The sequence below is a fragment of the Winogradskyella arenosi genome, assembly GCF_003337305.1.
Taxonomy (GTDB): domain Bacteria; phylum Bacteroidota; class Bacteroidia; order Flavobacteriales; family Flavobacteriaceae; genus Winogradskyella; species Winogradskyella arenosi.
In genome coordinates this window covers 328,182-346,733 of sequence record NZ_QPJO01000003.1, presented here as the reverse complement: position 1 = coordinate 346,733, position 18,552 = coordinate 328,182, and the positions used below count along the sequence as shown (strand labels likewise).

17 protein-coding genes are annotated in these 18,552 nt (G+C 36.0%); 11 read left to right on the top strand and 6 right to left on the bottom strand.

The features are described 5' to 3' along the window. The first annotated feature begins 2 nt into the window (after positions 1–2). From DFQ08_RS10635 to DFQ08_RS10600, 8 genes are all read left to right on the top strand, one after another. The gene (locus DFQ08_RS10635) at positions 3–1,160 is read left to right on the top strand and encodes a glycosyltransferase family 4 protein (protein ID WP_114310003.1); all 1,158 of its coding nucleotides are present in this window, start codon (positions 3–5) and stop codon (positions 1,158–1,160) included. 227 nt (positions 1,161–1,387) lie between these two features. Continuing rightward, the gene (locus DFQ08_RS16340; RefSeq protein ID WP_245935418.1) at positions 1,388–1,720 is read left to right on the top strand and encodes a serine O-acetyltransferase; all 333 of its coding nucleotides are present in this window, start codon (positions 1,388–1,390) and stop codon (positions 1,718–1,720) included. Next, positions 1,717–2,862, top strand: coding sequence for a glycosyltransferase (locus tag DFQ08_RS10625; RefSeq protein ID WP_114310001.1), 1,146 nt, complete (start codon positions 1,717–1,719; stop codon positions 2,860–2,862). The genes DFQ08_RS16340 and DFQ08_RS10625 overlap by 4 nt, the downstream gene beginning before the upstream one ends. Before the next feature lie 93 nt (positions 2,863–2,955). Next, a complete protein-coding gene (locus tag DFQ08_RS10620; RefSeq protein ID WP_114310000.1) occupies positions 2,956–3,660 on the top strand; it encodes a sulfotransferase family protein in 705 nt (234 codons plus the stop codon). Positions 3,661–3,662: 2 nt separating this feature from the next. Beyond that, complete coding sequence (locus DFQ08_RS10615) at positions 3,663–4,730, top strand: glycosyltransferase (RefSeq protein WP_114309999.1); 1,068 nt, start codon at positions 3,663–3,665, stop codon at positions 4,728–4,730. Positions 4,731–4,745: 15 nt separating this feature from the next. Continuing rightward, positions 4,746–6,140 (top strand): O-antigen ligase family protein, encoded by a 1,395-nt coding sequence (locus DFQ08_RS10610; protein ID WP_114309998.1) that lies wholly within the window; start codon positions 4,746–4,748, stop codon positions 6,138–6,140. Next, a complete protein-coding gene (locus DFQ08_RS10605) occupies positions 6,094–7,107 on the top strand; it encodes a glycosyltransferase family 4 protein (protein ID WP_114309997.1) in 1,014 nt (337 codons plus the stop codon). The genes DFQ08_RS10610 and DFQ08_RS10605 overlap by 47 nt, the downstream gene beginning before the upstream one ends. Positions 7,108–7,162: 55 nt before the next feature. Next, the gene (locus DFQ08_RS10600) at positions 7,163–8,557 is read left to right on the top strand and encodes a sugar transferase (RefSeq protein ID WP_114309996.1); all 1,395 of its coding nucleotides are present in this window, start codon (positions 7,163–7,165) and stop codon (positions 8,555–8,557) included. Positions 8,558–8,813: 256 nt separating this feature from the next. Here the strand turns inward: DFQ08_RS10600 and DFQ08_RS10595 are convergent, their stop codons facing one another. Together DFQ08_RS10595 and DFQ08_RS10590 are read right to left on the bottom strand one after the other, a co-directional pair. Beyond that, on the bottom strand, positions 8,814–9,989 hold the full coding sequence (locus DFQ08_RS10595) for a lipoprotein N-acyltransferase Lnb domain-containing protein (RefSeq protein ID WP_114309995.1): 1,176 nt from the start codon (positions 9,987–9,989) through the stop codon (positions 8,814–8,816). Between the two features lie 11 nt (positions 9,990–10,000). Beyond that, positions 10,001–11,071 (bottom strand): putative type IX sorting system protein PorV2, encoded by a 1,071-nt coding sequence (locus DFQ08_RS10590; protein ID WP_245935417.1) that lies wholly within the window; start codon positions 11,069–11,071, stop codon positions 10,001–10,003. Positions 11,072–11,391: 320 nt separating this feature from the next. On the opposite strand from DFQ08_RS10590, the gene DFQ08_RS10585 reads away from it, so the two are divergent. Next, positions 11,392–12,150: a CDP-alcohol phosphatidyltransferase family protein gene (locus DFQ08_RS10585; RefSeq protein WP_114310184.1), complete on the top strand. Its 759-nt coding sequence runs from the start codon at positions 11,392–11,394 to the stop codon at positions 12,148–12,150. Between the two features lie 49 nt (positions 12,151–12,199). Then, positions 12,200–13,081 carry a DUF808 domain-containing protein gene (locus DFQ08_RS10580; protein ID WP_114309993.1) on the top strand — a complete coding sequence of 294 codons (882 nt, stop codon included), beginning with the start codon at positions 12,200–12,202 and terminating at the stop codon, positions 13,079–13,081. A gap of 174 nt (positions 13,082–13,255) precedes the next feature. On the opposite strand, the gene lptB is transcribed toward DFQ08_RS10580, so the two are convergent. The 4 genes from lptB to DFQ08_RS10560 all read right to left on the bottom strand — a co-directional run bounded on the left by lptB (position 13,256) and on the right by DFQ08_RS10560 (position 16,255). Further along, entirely contained in the window at positions 13,256–13,996 is a 741-nt protein-coding gene (gene lptB, locus DFQ08_RS10575) for an LPS export ABC transporter ATP-binding protein (protein WP_114309992.1), read from the bottom strand. Positions 13,997–14,092: 96 nt separating this feature from the next. Beyond that, entirely contained in the window at positions 14,093–14,455 is a 363-nt protein-coding gene (locus DFQ08_RS10570; protein WP_114309991.1) for a carboxymuconolactone decarboxylase family protein, read from the bottom strand. Positions 14,456–14,459: 4 nt separating this feature from the next. Then, the gene (tatC, locus tag DFQ08_RS10565; protein ID WP_114309990.1) at positions 14,460–15,290 is read right to left on the bottom strand and encodes a twin-arginine translocase subunit TatC; all 831 of its coding nucleotides are present in this window, start codon (positions 15,288–15,290) and stop codon (positions 14,460–14,462) included. Continuing rightward, the gene (locus DFQ08_RS10560) at positions 15,290–16,255 is read right to left on the bottom strand and encodes a KpsF/GutQ family sugar-phosphate isomerase (RefSeq protein ID WP_114309989.1); all 966 of its coding nucleotides are present in this window, start codon (positions 16,253–16,255) and stop codon (positions 15,290–15,292) included. The genes tatC and DFQ08_RS10560 overlap by 1 nt, the downstream gene beginning before the upstream one ends. A gap of 88 nt (positions 16,256–16,343) precedes the next feature. Between DFQ08_RS10560 and recQ the strand changes: the two genes are divergently transcribed. Then, positions 16,344–18,545 carry a DNA helicase RecQ gene (gene recQ, locus DFQ08_RS10555; protein WP_114309988.1) on the top strand — a complete coding sequence of 734 codons (2,202 nt, stop codon included), beginning with the start codon at positions 16,344–16,346 and terminating at the stop codon, positions 18,543–18,545. Positions 18,546–18,552: the final 7 nt, after the last annotated feature.

Genomic DNA, 18,552 nt, shown 5'->3' with positions numbered 1-18,552 from the left:
TTATGCACATCTGTTTTCTAACAAACGAGTTCCCTAAAGCCGGATTTCCACATGGTGGCATTGGTACGTTTATAGCCACGATAAGTAAAGCATTGGTAGAAAAAGGAGTTAAAGTGAGTGTGGTTGGTAAAAATTATACACCTAATGCAGATTCGGAAGTGGTTAATGGAGTAGAGGTACATAGGCTACACGCAAAAAGTATAAAGGGGTTAGCTTGGTGTTTTAATACACGGGTTATTGCTAAAAAAATAGAAGCGATTCATTCTAAAACACCTATCGATATTGTAGAGGCTTCAGATATGGGCTTGGCTTTCTTACCAAAACTAAAAGGCATTGCTTATGTAATACGGATGCATGGTGGACATCACTTTTTTGCAGAATCCGAAAAACGTAAAGTAGGTGTTTGGAAAGGATTTCAAGAACAACTATCGTATAAAAATGCAGATGCATTTGTGGCTGTATCAGATTTTGTTAAAACACATACGTCTAAATATTTATCTCTAGATAATCGCCCAGTTGAAAGAATTAATTATCCGATAAATTTAAATCATTTCCAGCCTCTGAAGATCACTAGTACGCCTTTTAAAATTGTTTTTGCAGGTACAATCTGTGAAAAAAAAGGAATTCGACAACTTATTCAAGCTATGGCCAATATTTTAGAAGATTTCCCTGAGGCTAGTTTAGATATCTGTGGTAGAGATTGGTTTTATCCTAATGGAGACTCTTATATAGGAATGCTTAAAGCAACAGAGGTTCCTAAATTAAAACAAGGCAGTGGTAGTGTTACATTTAAAGGAGTCATAGATTACAACGAATTGCCAAAAATATATGCTGGTGCTCACGTTTGTGCGTTTCCTTCTCACATGGAGACCTTAGGTTTAGTAGCGCCTGAAGCCATGTGTATGGCTAAGCCTGTTTTGTTTACAAAAGAAGGGCCTGGTTCAGAAGTTATAAATCATGGTAACACAGGATTATTATGTAATCCATATGATCCTTCGGATATAGCAGAGCAAATTAAATGGGTATTTCAAAATCCTGAAGCGGCAGATGAAATGGGTGTAAATGCTCGAGAAAGTGTGCTACAACGTTTCAATATTAATATCATTGTAGAACAGAACATAGCATTTTATGATCGTATCATTAATAGTAATAAATCCTAATAATTTAAATGTTTTTAAAATTTAAGAAGGACATAGGTAAATACAAGGACTATAGTAACACTAATGGTTTAGTTCTATTACTTACTCAACAAGGGCTTTGGGCATTATTTGTATATCGTATTTCAAATTCGATTTATGTTAGTAGTATGCCAAGTATGTTGAGACGCCTATTATTAATTCCTTGCTTAATAACTCAAAAATTTATTGAGGTTATAACAGGTATATCATTGCCATACTCAGCTGCAATTGGTGAACGGTTTTATATTGGTCATTTTGGAGGTATTATTATTAATGCAAATGCTGTTATTGGAAACAACTGCAACATTTCACAAGGGGTAACCATTGGAGTGAGTGGTATTAAAGAAAAACGAGGGGTGCCAAGCATAGGGAATAACGTTTACATTGGAGCCAATGCTGTGGTGGTTGGTAAAATTAACATTGGTGATGGCGCAGTTATAGGAGCAAATTCTTTAGTAACGAAAGATGTTGTTTCTAATACAACAGTTTTAGGAGTACCAGCGATAAAAATTAATGATCATAATTCAAGTGAATATATATGAATTATAAAACAAATAAATTGTTAGTGATAGCATTAGCACCTACAATTTTGAAGGAGGGGAAATACTGGTCGTATGCACCTTATGTTAACGAAATGGATGTGTGGTTTAAATACGCAAAAGAACAACGCATCTTAGCACCATTTTCGTATCCGGAAGATGTTTTGCTTAAGTCATTTAGTACAGAAAAGATAGAGCGGTATTATATTCCTTTTTTTGCTTTTAACTCAATCTTTAATATTTTAAAAGCATTAGTGTGCATGCCTTTAATTGTGTTTCAGATGATAAGAGCAATGGCATGGGCAGATCACATTCATTTACGTTGTCCTGCTAATGTAAGCTTAATTGCTTGCTTTGTTCAACTACTATTTCCATTTAAGCAAAAATCGACCAAGTATGCAGGGAATTGGGATCCTAATAGTAATCAACCCATAGGGTACAGGTTACAACAAGCCATTCTAAGAAATACGGTTTTAACGCGTAATATGAAAGTCTTGGTCTATGGCGATTGGCCTGGAGAAACCTCTAATGTCTATTCTTTTATTTCGGCGACCTATAGAGATAAAGAACGCGTACCGTTTAGCCCTAAAGACTATACAAAACCACTGGTATTTGTATTTGCGGGCATGCTAGTACCTGGAAAACGACCTTTGTTGACCATTCAGTTTATAGAACGCCTAAACCAACAAGGGATTCCAGCGCGTTTAGAGCTGTTTGGTAATGGTCCTTTGCGATTAGAATTAGAAACCTATATTGAACAAAAAAAGTTAGAGTCTTGTGTGACCATGCATGGTAACCAAGATAAAACAGTAGTAAAGGCAGCTTTGCAAACAGCCCATTTTAATATTTTATTATCTAAAAGTGAAGGTTGGCCAAAAGCTGTAGCTGAAGGGATGTTTTTTGGCTGTATACCTGTCTCTACAGCGGTATCTTGTGTGCATTGGATGATGGGCTATGGTGAGCGTGGAATTTTAGTAGAACCAGAGCTAGAATCCGCAGTAGCAGAATTTGCCAAGGTATTTAAATCGCAAAATTTAGACCTTATGGCGCAAAAAGCCATGGAATGGTCACAGGCATATACCTTTGATCGTTTAGAAAATGATATTCAAGAGGTTTTGAAAGGGGGGTTTACTAGTAGAGTATAACACAATAAAAAACCAATGAAACTTTATTTATAGACTCATATTAATTCTTTATTCTATTTTTTTTATTAAATAATTAATGCAAGCTTTAATGATATGAATTTTCCGGAATTAAGTAGAAGTGAGTTAAATAGTATGAAACCTTCAGGCGCTTTTTTATTAGGGTTAAGAAGAAGACTATGTTTAAAACCTAAAAGTAAAGTGTTTATTATAGGTTTTCATAAAACGGGTACATCTTCTATGGGTAAAGCATTACAGATATTAGGCTATCGGGTTTGTGGTAGTTTAAAAGAAGGGGTTGATTTAGATAAAATTAGATCATCATCTAAATCTGAATTATCAGAAAATACGTGCCAAGTTTTAGGGAAATATGATGCATTTCAGGATACTCCTTGGTTTTTATTTTATAAAGAATTATATGATGCTTTTCCTGATGCTAAATTTATCCTAACTATTCGTGATGAGGATAAGTGGATAAAAAGTATTCAAAGGCATTTCGGAAATAATTCATTTCAATATCATGATTATATTTATGGTAGTCATGATACTTTTGCTGATGAAAATAAATATAGGCAGATCTATAATAAACATAATAATGAGTGCAAAATGTTTTTTCTTGAAAAGAAAAAAGAAATATTAATTATAGATTTAGAGCATGATATAAATAAATGGCAACTAATTTGTAATTATTTAAATGTGAATTCCCCAAGAACTAAATTTCCATACGCTAATAAAGCTAATTATAATCGTAAGTTATCTTCACGTTTAAAAAAAGTATTAAAGAAAATATATTATAAATAATCATGCGTATACTTCAATTAATCGATAGTTTAGAAGCAGGTGGGGCGGAAAGAATGGCAGTAAATCTAGCTAATGCTTTGATTTTAGAAGTAGAGAGGTCTTATTTATGTGCCACGCGAGCTGAAGGACTTTTAAGGGAGGGTTTAAAAGCAGAAGTTGGTTATCTCTTTTTAAAACGCAAAAGAACTTTGGACTTCTGGGCTTTAAAACGTCTCTTACAATTTATAAAACACGAACAAATTACCGTTGTACATGCCCATGCGAGCTCTTATTTTATGGCGACCTTATTAAAATTAGTTCACCCGAAGCTTATTATTATTTGGCATGATCATTACGGAAATAGTGAGTTTTTAGAGCAACGCCCCAAAACCATTTTAAAATGCTGTTCAAAAACGTTTAAAGCTATTATTACTGTAAATGCCGTATTAAAACACTGGGATAAGCACAACCTGTACTGCAAAAATGTTGTGTTTTTGCCCAATTTTGTAGTATCATATCCAGTTAAAAAGACCATAACAAAACTAAAAGGAGTGACAGGAAAACGGGTCTTATGTTTAGCCAATTTACGAGCTCAAAAAGATCATATAACCCTTTTAAAGGGGTTTAAACAGGTAGTACAGCAGTTTCCAGAATGGACCTTGCATTGTGTGGGGAAAGATTTTGAAGATGCTTATACAGAAAGAATAAATACAACGGTAGAAGCATTACATTTAGAAGAAAGCTTCTTTTTTTACGGCAGTTGTAAAGATACCACAGCGATTATCGCACAAGCAGATATCGGGGTCTTAGCCTCTAAATCTGAAGGCTTGCCTTTAGCATTATTAGAATACGGTCAAGGTGGACTAGCAGTAATTGCAACGGATGTAGGGGATTGTCATTTAGTGGTGCCATCAAAGCTGCATGGGGAGCTTATACCACCACAAAAGCCCAAGGAGTTAGCCAAAGCTTTAAAAATGTTTATGACTAATATCGAACTGAGACAGCAAACCGGAAAACGTTTGCAAAATTTTGTAGCTGAAACATTTTCAGAAGCAGCAAGCATAAAGCAAATACTAGCATTATATGTTTAAATTTGTCCCTTAAGAATGAATCAAATACTAACTTATAAAAAAAAATACCGTTTTACCAATGACCTCTATGTGGCGTTGGTGGTATTGCATTTGGTTATAGGAGCGGGAGTATATTTCATTCCTTTATTTTCTAATCTTTATTTTACGGTTGTTTGTTTTTATTTCCTAGGAAAGGTAATCTTGTCCCCAAAACGTTCTAAAACCATGTGGGTCTTATTTGGGTGTGCCTATATTGCAGCCGCAGAATCACTGTTTAGGATGACAGGTGGAGGGCTGTTTTATGAGTTTTCTAAGTACTATATTATATTGTTGGTATTAGTAGGAATGTTTTTTACTGGCGTATCAAATAATAGTTATCCTTATTTTATCTATTTTATTTTGCTAGTGCCTGCGGTTTTAGTGGCGTCTACCACATTAGGATACGATTTAAACTTTAGAAAGTCTATAGCTTTTGTATTAAGTGGCCCGGTTTGTTTAGGGGCTTCAGCCTTGTATTGTTATGATAAAAAAATAACCCAAGAGCAGTTATTACAAATTTTAGCTTGTATGACCTTTCCTGTGTTAGCGATGATGATTTATTTATTCTTATATAACCCTAGTATCAAAGACGTTTTACAAGGGACTGGGTCTAATTTTGAAGCCTCTGGTGGCTATGGTCCCAATCAAGTAGCAAGTTTATTAGGTTTGGGTATGGTAGTGTTGACGGTACGTTTTTTTCTAAAATCACCAAGTTTGTTTTTAAAACTGTTTAATTTAGGATTTTTAGCTTTAGTCTCTTTTAGGGCTTTGGTGACCTTTAGTCGGGGTGGGGTAATTACAGCCATTATGATGATAATTGGATTTTTAATAGTTTTGTATGGAAAATCAAGGTACAAACGTAGGCAACAAATTATAGGCTCTCTATTCTTATTAGGTTTTAGTGTTATGATTACTTGGTCTATTACAGCTAGTCAAACCGAGGGAATGATAGAAAATAGATATACTAATAAGAATGCTAAAGGAGTTGAAAAAGAAGACCTTTCAACAGGTAGGGTTGATTTGTTTGTCAGAGAATTTGAAGGCTTTTTAAGACATCCTTTTTTTGGAGTAGGAGCGAATGGAATGAAACAAGTCCGTTTAGAAGAGGAAGGGAAAATTATAGCTTCACATAATGAGGTGAGTCGTTTATTTTCTGAGCATGGTATTTTTGGGTTGATAATTTTACTTTTACTTATTTTTACACCTTTGGTGTACCGTTTGCAGCATAAAGGGAATTTACTGTTTTATTCTTTTCTGATTTTTTGGTTTGCCACCATCAACCACTCGGCCATGCGTATTGCCGCACCTGGGTTTATATACGGTTTGTCGCTATTACACATCACTTATGAAAAAAAACGTCCTGTACCTAGGAAACAACTTATCGAGCCGTAAGACCAACGTTTCTTATATGAAAGGCTTAACACAGGCCTTAGAAGGAGAAGGATTTAAGCTCATCTGTAAATCGGCATTTCAAAATAAATTAGCCCGTATCTTAGATATGGTTAAAGGCACCTTAGTGTATGGATACCGTATGGATAATGTATTAATCGATACTTATAGCACTCAAAATTTTTATTACGCGCTAGTCGTAAGTCAGGTGTGTCGTCTATTGCAGATTCCATATATTCCTATTCTACATGGAGGGAACTTGCCGCAGCGTTTAAAACAAAACCCTAAACTGTCCAAAATGTTGTTTCAGCCGGCTAAAGTGCTAGTTTCACCATCGTTGTATTTAAAGGAAGCCTTCACAAAGCAAGGCTTTACGAAGGTTCACTATATTCCTAATAGTTTACAAGTACAAAACTATCCTTTTGCGTCAAGACCTATAGAAGGTATCAAGTTATTGTGGGTGCGTTCCTTTTCTGAAATTTATAATCCTTGTCTAGCCATAGATATATTAAAAAATCTTCAAGATTTAGGCTATACAGCCAGTTTATGTATGGCAGGCCCAGATACGGATGGATCTTTAGAAAAAGTGACGACCTATGCGAAAACCTTGGGCGTTAAGGTAAATACGCCAGGGAAATTAACAAAGGCACAATGGACCGCAATGGCAAAGGATTACAACGTGTTTATCAATACCACTAATTTTGATAATATGCCGGTGAGTGTTATTGAAGCGATGGCCTTAGGCTTACCCATTGTGTCCACCAATGTGGGAGGAATGCCGTATCTCATTGAAGCGGGCGTCGATGGGATCTTAGTGCCCCCTAACAATTCAAAAGCCTTTGTAGAAGCCATTGTAAAGTTAAAAGCACAGCCCGAAGAACGAAAAGCGATGGTGAAAAAAGCCCGGGAAAAAGTGGAGTTATTTGATTGGGACTATGTAAAACACCAATGGAAAATGGTTTTGAACTAATTAAAGGTTAAAAATCCAATAGACTTCTTATATTTACCCAGACTATTTTTTAATCATGTTGGCGAAAAAGAATATTCATTTTGAAGTATCGGAGCGCAAGATTCTCTTGAGAATTTTAGACCTGGTTATGTTATATTTAGGGGTCTATGGCTTAAGTCTCTATGTGAAATTTGAATATATTGAATTTAGTGCTGCCAATACTGTAGCCTTAGTCTTGCTAGGCGTGTATTACATCATATTTGCCAGTATCTTTGAACTCTACGATTTACAAAAAGCCAGTCGCTTAGACACCACGTTTAAAAACCTCGTTATTACGGTATCGACGGTGGTCTTATTTTATCTGTTAACCCCAGTGCTTTCGCCCTATTTACCCGAAGAACGAATTCAGATTTTCTATTTATATATTACATTAATAGGGGTGGTGCTCTCATGGCGCCTTCTCTACATTTATCTCATAGAAACACCGCGTTTTTATAAACGCGTGCTATTAGTGGGAGAGATTTCCAATATTGATGGCCTTATTAAAGCTTTAAATACCACGGATCCCAATTATAAAATTGTCGGATTTATCAATAGTGAAAAGTCTTCAGATGAATCGGTAAAGTTTAAAGGCTTGCCAGAATTTGAAGCGTCCGACTTTCTAGGAACCATTGAAACAGAAAAAATATCTGAAATTTTAGTCGCGAGTTTTGATTCGGAAGCCATAATGGCTGAGGTTTACCATGATTTAATGGTGTTGTTAGAACGCGGGTTTAAAATTAGAGATTATACCCAAGTTTATGAAGAACTCCTTCAAAAAGTTCCCATTCAATTTGTGGGTAAGGATTTTTACAAATACTTCCCCTTCAGTCGCAGTAATGAAAATAAGCTCTATATCTTTTTTCAACGGACTTTCGACATCCTATTTTCCATTATAGGATTAGTCATAGGAATGGTCCTTATACCCTTTATTCTCCTTGGAAATGTCTTAGGGAACCGAGGGCCTTTGTTTTACAGGCAAGAACGCGTCGGTAAGAACAGTAAGCCTTTTAATATTCTTAAGCTACGGAGTATGGTGGTTGATGCGGAAGCGCAAGGCGCCAAATGGGCACAAAAAAATGACACACGGATTACCAAATTCGGTATGTTTTTAAGACGCTCTCGGATGGATGAAATTCCGCAATTCTACAATGTACTTAAAGGCGATATGAGTATCATAGGTCCACGACCAGAACGTCCCTTTTTTGTGAGTGAATTAGCCCGTATTATTCCCTTCTACGAAACCCGTCATATCATTAAACCAGGCCTAACGGGTTGGGCACAAGTGAGTACCCGTTATGGGGCCTCTGTTGAAGATAGCCTCACCAAACTGCAATATGATCTCTATTATATAAAACACCGTAGTGTCTTCTTAGATTTCAGCATCTTTATAAAAACCTTGAGTACTATTGTCTATTACCGTGGACAATAAACTTTGTATGCCCTGATAAGGTTAGCTCTACCAAATTATACCGTAAATACACTTTCTAAAGACTAACCGTGTTTCTAAATCAGGAATAAACCTTTACTGACTGTAAATAAGTGGAGCGTTGGTGTTTAAACGCGTAACCCGAGAAATTAAGAATGGATGATGAAATTACTTCCGTAAATTCTATCCCTAAAAAAGCGTCGACGTCTTTTAGAACTCAGCAATCCTTACGGTGCCTTAAAATCCTAAAGTCTTAGTTTTAAATTTGATGGTTTCTATACCATTGTATTATATAAAGATATCTCAGGAATAAGGCTATCAAAAACGGAAGTAATCCTAAGGCAAAGACTTGTACGCCAATAATCCAATGCATGGTTAATAAACACAGTAAAATGACAAGTAATTTTAAGTATTTAATAAACCAAGTCTTTGCTTTGGAGGTTCGCAATTGCCCAATAACAAACAAATTAAGGGGAAATGCCCATAAGAGGTTATAGTTAAAAGCCGTGGCAGAATGATCGGTAGCAAACCATAATAAAAGCAATACCACACTAATAAGACCGGTAAGGGCAAAAAGTGTGACATCGAGCCAAACGCTTCTCGTTTTGTTTTTCTTGTCTTTATAGGTAATAAAAAGAATCCCTATGGCTAATAAGCCTATAATAACTAATGGGGTTCCTATACTATTTGCGGGCGTATAACTGTCCTTTTTTTGGTACAGTGTGGCCGAACTTTTGACTAAGGGTTTGTTTGCATTTAACTTGGCAGTCGCAAAAAAGGCGTGAATATACTTTGGAAGAAACATAAATTCTTCAGGAGAAGCCTTTTGATCAATAACCGAACCTAAGGCCAAATCAATACTAAAACTTCCCCAAGTGTTAAGGCCTACATGCTCGTGGATTAACGTTCTAAAGGTTTTTGGTTCGTAACTTGGTGGAGGTGTAAATACAATTGGCGTTTGTGTACTGATTTGGCTGACATCTCTAATCCTCGTCGCACAATTATCATAAAAGAAATCGTATAAATACCGTCTGTTATCAGGTTTGTAATTGTTTTCTAAGTAGTCAAATAAGTGCTGTTTATCCTCTGAAGTAAGATTTAATACCTGTTCTTCAATGGTGCGGTTGGCGCGCTTATAAGCATAAAAGAAATTCTGAAAGGGATGCCTGCTAATGAGATAATTCAGTTTCCCTTGAGCAAATTTCAAATAAAAGTTGGGCGCATCAAAATCATATTCGCCATAACCATAAACAACATCTATTCCACGTGATGGATCTTTAATTCTGAAGGCATTATGGCCAAAAGCATCATTTAAAGAAGTGCCAGGGCCTACCGTTAATACTGAGATTTTAGCATTTTCAGAAAGTTGAAAAGGTTGGGTAAACGCAAAGCTAAAGGTGAAAAGTAAAACAAGAAAGGAGAGTCTAACTTTCATAGGGTATTACATTATCTAAAGACACTAAAGTCTATTTTTAAAGAAAAGACATTGGAATATAAAGCGGCACTCTGATCACCAATATCTGTAAACGCATAATCAATGGCAATGCCTTTGTATTTAAAACCAACACCAAAATTAGGTTGAAAGGTGACTTGTTCTGAGTTATCAATCTGTAATTCGTTCTGAAAATTACCAACACCACCGCGTAAAAATACTAAATCGGTATAACCAAACTCAAAGCCTAAAGCCGGATTAATACTAGCAAATGAGGTAGAAATAATATCGTTGTTCTCTGCAAAACGCATATTTAAATTCGCTGCTGCTAATAAGGAATAGTCATAATTAAATAGCCATTTCTTTGACATACCAATTTGAAGTTTAGGAATAGTAATTTCTGTGGTTTCAGGAAGTTCTTGGTTTTCACCATCAACAGCACCACTAATCGCTTCAAACTTCTCTTCATCAATAGACCAGGCATTAAAAGTGGTGGTAATATCTCTAGCCATCAGTCCAAATTTCCAATTGTTTTTTCCTTCAAACTGAATTCCTGCATCGAAACCAAAACCCCAAGACGAGGCAAAATCACCGATAATTCGTCGAATGATTTTCGCATTAACGCCATAATTAAAACCATCTAAAGGAAGTTTTCTTGCGTAAGAGAAGGTTAGTCCGTAATCGGCAGTAGAAAAAGTGCTAATTCTATCGTAATTAATATTGCCTTGGTCATCAATTAATTGTGTGGTGTCTAAAATATCATCGACACCAAAACGAATTAATGAAATCCCCATGGCACTTTTATTATCTATAGGAAGTGCGTAGGCAATATAGTTGTAATTGGCAATATTAGCGAAGTAGCTAGAGTGCATTAAGGCCAACTGATTGTCTTCTATATGGACTAAGCCAGCAGGGTTCCAATAGCCCGAATTAACATCCGCTGTTTGTGAGACCACAGCATTACTCATCCCCAAAGCTGCAGCATCAACACCAATATTCATAAATTCATTTGAATATTTCCGCGTTGTTTGTGCTGAAACTGTAAGAGTCACAAGCATTAGGAGCGTTACATAGTAATTTTTCAACAGCAAAGTTTTTTACAAAGATGCATAATATTTTTCTATCTATTTAACTCTAGAACAAGGTTCTTATTGTTTTAATCCTTTAAGATCTTGTTTTTAATGCCCTTTCTAATAGCAAATGCGTCTAAAGGACAAAATTAACGTTCTACTGTTGTCTTATTTTGGGTGGAACCTAATGTTTTGAAGTCTTATAATGTTGTGTTGTTTCCAATCTTATGTTGAAATATAATCCTACAGCGAGAACCCTTAACGCAAAAGCTCTGAATTTGAAAAAATATCCGTTCAGACAAAAATTCTTTTCTATTTTTACAAAAAATAAACTTATGAGTTTCAAAAGACACATTCCTAACCTTGTAACACTTCTCAACTTATTTTCGGGATGTATTGCCGTGATATTTGCCGTAAACGGAAACTTTATTGCGGCTGCTATTTTTGTGTTTTTAGGAATTTTCTTTGATTTTTTCGACGGACTCTTGGCGCGCAAACTCAATGTGCAAAGTCCCTTGGGGATTCAGTTAGACTCGCTTGCCGATTTAGTTACTAGTGGCGTTGTGCCCGGAATCATTATGTTTAAATTGATTTCCCTAACTGTAGATGCTCCAGATTACGCAGCGTACAGTGATAGTTGGAATTCCATTTTCCATTGGCAAGGATTTAAATTGTCTGTACTTCCGTTAATTGGCTTGTTTATTCCTCTAGCCTCTGCCTATCGTTTGGCTAAATTTAATATTGATGAAGATCAGCAAACCTATTTTAAAGGTTTACCCGTACCGGCCAATACCTTAGTGATTTTAGCCTTACCCTTAATTTTAGAGTATCAGAATAGCGACCTTATTAATAACATCATTATTAATAAGTGGTTTTTAATCGGGTTAACCTTGTTGAGTTGCTACTTGCTAAATTCTAACATTAAGTTATTCGCATTGAAATTTAAAAATTACGGTTTTAAAGATAATGCGGTGCGTTATATCTTTTTATTGCTAAGTGTGGTGTGTATTGTAGTACTTCATTTTGCAGCCATTCCATTAATAATCGGACTCTATATTTTACTTTCATTATTGACCAAGTCTAAAATTCATTAAGATTTTAACTTAAGGTTTAACAGGTATTCATTTAAAACAACACAGATAAATGGCTTCAGGATTTTTTGCACTACTAGATGATATCGCAGCAATCATGGATGACGTAGCGGTAATGACTAAAATAACCACGAAAAAAACAGCAGGAATCCTAGGTGATGATTTGGCCGTTAATGCAGAAAAAGCATCCGGATTTGTGTCGTCTCGAGAAATACCAGTCTTATGGGCCATAACCAAGGGCTCCTTATTAAACAAGCTGATTATTTTGCCCTTAGCCTTTTTGCTAAGTGCTTTTGTGCCGGTAGCCATTGTCATTATTTTAATTCTCGGAGGCTTCTATTTAGCCTATGAGGGTGCCGAAAAGATTTATGAATTTATAGTGCCGCATCCAAAAACGGTAAAGGTTGATCTCAATGAGAATTTAACCAAGGCGGAACTGCTGGAAGCAGAGCAAAAGAAAATTAAATCTGCCGTCTTAACCGACTTTATATTATCGGTAGAGATTGTAATTATTGCCTTAGGAACTGTGGTTGATGAACCTTTGGTTACTCAAATTATAGTGGTTTCTATTGTGGCACTTATCGCGACGGTAGGAGTCTATGGTATTGTAGCCTTAATTGTAAGAATGGACGACTTAGGTTTACGATTTATTAATAAAAGTAATGGCGGTAAAGGTTTCCTATTTAACATCGGGAATTTTTTAGTAAAAGCCTTACCGATCGTTATTAAGAGTTTATCCGTTATCGGAACCATTGCGTTGCTCTTAGTTTCTGGTGGAATTTTTGTTCATAACGTGGAGTTTATGCATCACTTTTTAGAACAGATCCCTGCGATTTTAAGAGATTTTATTGTTGGTTTAATTGCCGGAATTGCTTGTTTGTTATTGGTAAGCGCTGTTAAAGCGTTACTTCCTAAGAAAAAAGAAGCGCACTAAACTCTTGTTGTTTTTTAAACCTGAAAAGCCTTCAACTTAGAATTTCTATTGCAGTATAGGAATAGCGTAGAGGGCTATTGCTAGATTTTTACACCTAGCGAAATTAACCTTTAGCGTAATATGCGCTCTAAAGGTAAAGTTGAATAAAATAAATAAGGAAAAAGGAACTCGGTTTTAGAATTCCAATTTCTTTTTACGAAGTTCAAAGTTTTGACCCAAATACACTTTACGAACCATTTCATCACTGGCTAAATCTTCAGGTTTTCCGGCCTTGAGAATATTACCTTCAAACATCAAATACGTTCTATCTGTAATGGCTAAGGTTTCTTGGACGTTGTGGTCTGTAATTAAGATACCAATGTTTTTCTTGGTTAGTTTAGCAATAATACGCTGAATATCTTCCACCGCAACAGGGTCTACACCTGCAAACGGTTCATCTAAAAGAATAAAACTAGGGTCTGTTGCTAGGGCACGAGCGATCTCTGTTCTACGACGTTCGCCACCAGACAGTAAATCACCTCTATTGGTTCTAATATGGCCAAGACCAAATTCTTCAATAAGCGATTCCATTTTATGATGTTGCTCTTTCTTACTTAATTTAGTAAGTTGTAAAACACTTAAAATATTATCTTCAATACTCAGTTTTCTAAACACAGAAGCTTCTTGAGCCAGATACCCAATACCATTTTGAGCCCGCTTATACATTGGGTACTTGGTAATGTTGGTGTCATCTAAATAAATGTTACCACCATTGGGTTTTATGATTCCTACAATCATATAGAAAGATGTGGTTTTACCAGCGCCATTAGGACCTAATAATCCAACAATTTCTCCTTGATTGACTTCTAGGGACACATCTTTTACTACTTTTCGTCCGTTGTAGGACTTCATTAAATGTTCTGCTCGTAACTTCATATTTGGCTTTAGAATGCTAAAAATAATAAAATCTCATAGATTTTTTGGTTCACTTGGCGCATTTATAACAAGTTTAACCTTGTCTATACGCTGCAATTAAACCTCTGTATCGGCATGATGCTGCTCTATGGCATCCCAATATTCGTGAGCACGTCTTAGGTGAGGAATTACAATAGTTCCTCCCACTAGGGTTGCAATCCCTAAAGCCTCGCTGATTTCGGCTTTAGAAATCCCTTCGTTATAAGAGGCTTCAAGGTGGTATTTTACACAGTCATCACATCGTAATACTGTAGACGCCACTAAACCTAAAAGCTCTTTGGTTTTTTTATCTAAGGCCCCTTCTTGAAAGGCATTCGTATCTAAGTTAAAAATACGTTTTACAATTTTATTATTATCTGCAAGGATCTTATCGTTCATTTTAGCACGATAATCATTGAATTCTTTTACTATATCAGACATCTATTTATGACTTAACTTTTGAATTTTTTCTATTTTGTTTTCTAACGACTATGGCCGAAATGTAAATACTTATTTGGTAAAGCAATAGTATTGGAATAGCGACAATAACCTGGCTCGCAATATCAGGTGGTGTAATCACTGCCGATATAATAAGGACAATAACCAATGCGAATTTTCTATATTTTTTTAAGATTTGTGGCGTAACTAATCCAACCTTGGTTAAGAAATAAATTACAATAGGTAATTCAAAAACAAAACCGGAAGCAATAGCCGATGACCTTACAATGGCAATAACCGAACTGACATCAAACTCATTCTTAATTTGATCACTAATTTCATAGTTCGCCAAGAAATTTAGCGATAAGGGTGTAATAATATAGTAACCAAATAAGACCCCAATAAAGAATAGGATAGAGGCCACAATAATAAATCCTCTAGAATTTTTACGTTCGCTAGCTTTTAAGCCTGGGCTAATAAAACTCCACAGTTGATATAACACGTAAGGGAAGGCAATGATAAAACCTGCATAAATAGAGGTCCAAATATGGGCAGAGAACTGTCCGGCTACCGTTCTATTTTGAATAATAAAAGGGAGTTTATCCGCACAAAAGGTCACATCAGACATGCCTAAAAGTTGCGACATAGCACAAAGCCCTTTATACGTAGGGAAGGTCATATGGGTAGGCCCAAAGATGATGACATCAAAAATAAAGCGTTTAAAAATAAAAGCTACGGTTGCCGCAATGACAACGCTAAGTGTTGCTCTTACTAAATGCCATCTTAAGTCTTCGAGATGGTCTAAAAAAGACATCTCATCTATATTCTTTTTTGCCATTATATAATGCCTTCTTTTATTAAATCGTGAAGATGTACAACGCCTGCGTATTTTCCGTCGTGCTCTACTAACAATTGTGAAATGCCATAAGTCTCCATTGTTTCTTTCGCATCTACAGCCATAGCATCTTCTTGGATACGTCTAGGCGCATTACTCATAATATCTTTCGCCTTTAAGCTAGAAATATCATCACTCTTACTTAGCATACGTCTTAAATCCCCATCAGTAATAATTCCTATGATTTTTTCATCTTCAACAACAGCCGTTACCCCAAGCATTTTTTCAGAGATTTCTACAATAACTTCCTTAACCGAAGCCTCTAAATTAACCTGTGGTTTTTGGTTTTGAGACGACAAATCATTTACTCTTAAGTAAAGACGTTTTCCTAAGGCGCCACCAGGGTGGTATTTTGCAAAATCATTACTAGAAAAACCACGTAATTCTAATAAGCAAACTGCTAAAGCATCGCCTAAAACCAACTGTGCTGTTGTGCTTGTTGTCGGTGCTAAATTATTCGGACAAGCCTCTTTTGTAACAAAAGCATTCAAAATAAAATCGGCATTTTGCCCTAAAAAGGAATCAATATTCCCTGTTATAGCAATCATTTTATTTTTTGCTTTCTTAATAAGTGGCACTAAAACTTTAATTTCTGGCGTATTTCCGCTCTTAGAAATACAAATTACAATGTCGTTTTCAAGAATTAATCCAAGGTCGCCATGGATGGCATCTGCAGCGTGCATAAATACCGATGGTGTTCCCGTAGAATTTAGCGTAGCCACGATTTTGCTAGCAATAATGGCGCTTTTGCCGATTCCGGTGATAATAACACGCCCCTTAGAATTATAGATTAATTGTACCGCTTCTGCAAAATCGTCGGTTAGTAATTCAGACAAATTTGCGATTGCTTTACTTTCTAACGTTATCGTGGAGGTTGCCGTTTGTAAAATGGATTGCTTAGTGTTCAAAACTTATTTTTTATTGAGTTTTTTTGGTTTAAAGAATTTATTATCTTTAAACTTGTTGCAAATGTATATAAAATACCAATAGGGATTAATGAGTATTGCAGAAATTGACTTACACTCCGCATTAAAAAAGTACTTTGGATTTTCTGAATTCAAAGGGCTACAAGAAGAAGTAATAAAGAACGTCGTTGCAGGTAATAACACCTTTGTGATTATGCCTACAGGTGGCGGAAAATCTTTATGTTATCAACTTCCCGCTTTAATTAAAGAAGGGACGGCTATTGTGGTTTCGCCACTAATTGCACTGATGAAAAATCAGGTTGATGCCATAAGAGCCGTCTCAGAACACGAAGGTGTGGCACACGTTTTAAACTCTTCTTTGAATAAAACTGAAGTAAAACGCGTAAAAGACGATATTACAAACGGCATTACAAAATTATTGTATGTCGCTCCTGAATCTTTAACCAAAGAAGAATATGTTGACTTTCTAAGAACCGTCAAGATTTCTTTTATGGCCGTAGATGAAGCCCATTGTATTAGCGAATGGGGACACGATTTTAGGCCCGAGTATCGAAATCTTAAGACCATAATTAAACGTATTGGTGACGACATTCCTATTGTTGGACTTACCGCTACCGCTACGCCAAAGGTACAAGCAGATATATTAAAGAGTTTAGGGATGCCAAATGCGGTCACCTTTAAAGCGTCTTTTAATCGTCCTAACTTATACTACGAAGTACGTCCGAAGACTAAAAATGTAGATGCTGATATTATTCGTTTTGTTAAACAGAATGAAGGGAAATCAGGGATTATCTATTGTTTAAGCCGAAAACGTGTGGAAGGCTTAGCGCAAGTGCTTCAGGTTAACGGCATAAAAGCGGTGCCTTATCATGCCGGTTTAGATGCTAAAACCCGTGTAAAACATCAGGATATGTTCTTAATGGAAGATACTGATGTGGTGGTAGCGACCATTGCCTTTGGTATGGGGATTGATAAACCCGATGTGCGTTTTGTTATTCATCACGATATTCCTAAAAGTATAGAAAGCTACTATCAAGAAACAGGTCGTGCTGGTCGAGATGGAGGCGAAGGGCATTGTTTAGCCTATTATGCTTACAAAGATATTGAGAAATTAGAAAAATTTATGGCGGGCAAACCCGTGGCTGAACAAGAAATTGGTCATGCGCTATTGCAAGAAGTAGTCGCTTTTGCCGAGACGTCGGTGTCTAGACGTAAATTTATTCTTCATTATTTTGGTGAAGAGTTTGACAATGAAACCGGCGAAGGTGGGGATATGGATGATAATGTGCGTCACCCTAAAAAGCAGGTTGAAGCTCAAGATGATGTGAAAATGCTCTTAGAAACTGTTTCTAAAACTAACGAAAAATATAAAGCGAAAGATTTAGTGCAGGTGTTAGTCGGAAACTCTAATGCCCTTATTTCATCGCATAAGACGGACCAACAACCCTTTTTCGGAATAGGGAAGTTTAAAGATCCACGCTATTGGATGGCGTTAATTCGTCAAGTATTAGTAGCACGTTATTTAAAGAAAGATATTGAAACTTATGGCGTTTTAAGATTAAGTGAATTAGGACAAGAATTTATAAAGACGCCTAGTTCTTTTATGATGGCAGAAGACCATGTGTTTGATGAAACCTCTAACGATGGTATTGTTACTAATGTTAAAGGTGGTGGCGCTAGTGCCGATGAAAAATTAATGAAAATGCTTAAGGACTTACGAAAACGTAATGCCAAAAAGTTAGGAGTGCCTCCATTTGTTATTTTTCAAGATCCTTCTTTAGAAGATATGTCTTTAAAATATCCGATTACTATTGAAGAGTTAAACAATGTGCATGGAGTTGGAGAAAGTAAGGCTAAAAAATACGGTAAGGATTTTGTAAATCTAATTGCCGACTATGTAAAGGATAATGATATTCTAAGACCTGAAGATATGGTCGTGAAATCTACCGGAACCAATTCGGCAATAAAACTATATATCATTCAGAATGTAGACCGAAAATTACCATTAGATGATATTGCTGAGTCTAAAGGTATGGACATGTCTAAGTTTATAAAGGAAATGGAAGCCATTGTTTTTTCTGGTACCAAGCTGAATATCGACTATTGGATTGATGATATCTTAGACGAAGATCAACAGGAAGAAATTCATGACTATTTCATGGAGACGGAAAGCGATAAAATTGATGATGCTATTGAAGAGTTTGATGGCGATTATGATGATGAAGAATTAAGATTATATCGTATTAAGTTTATGAGTGAAGTGGCCAATTAAGACGTTT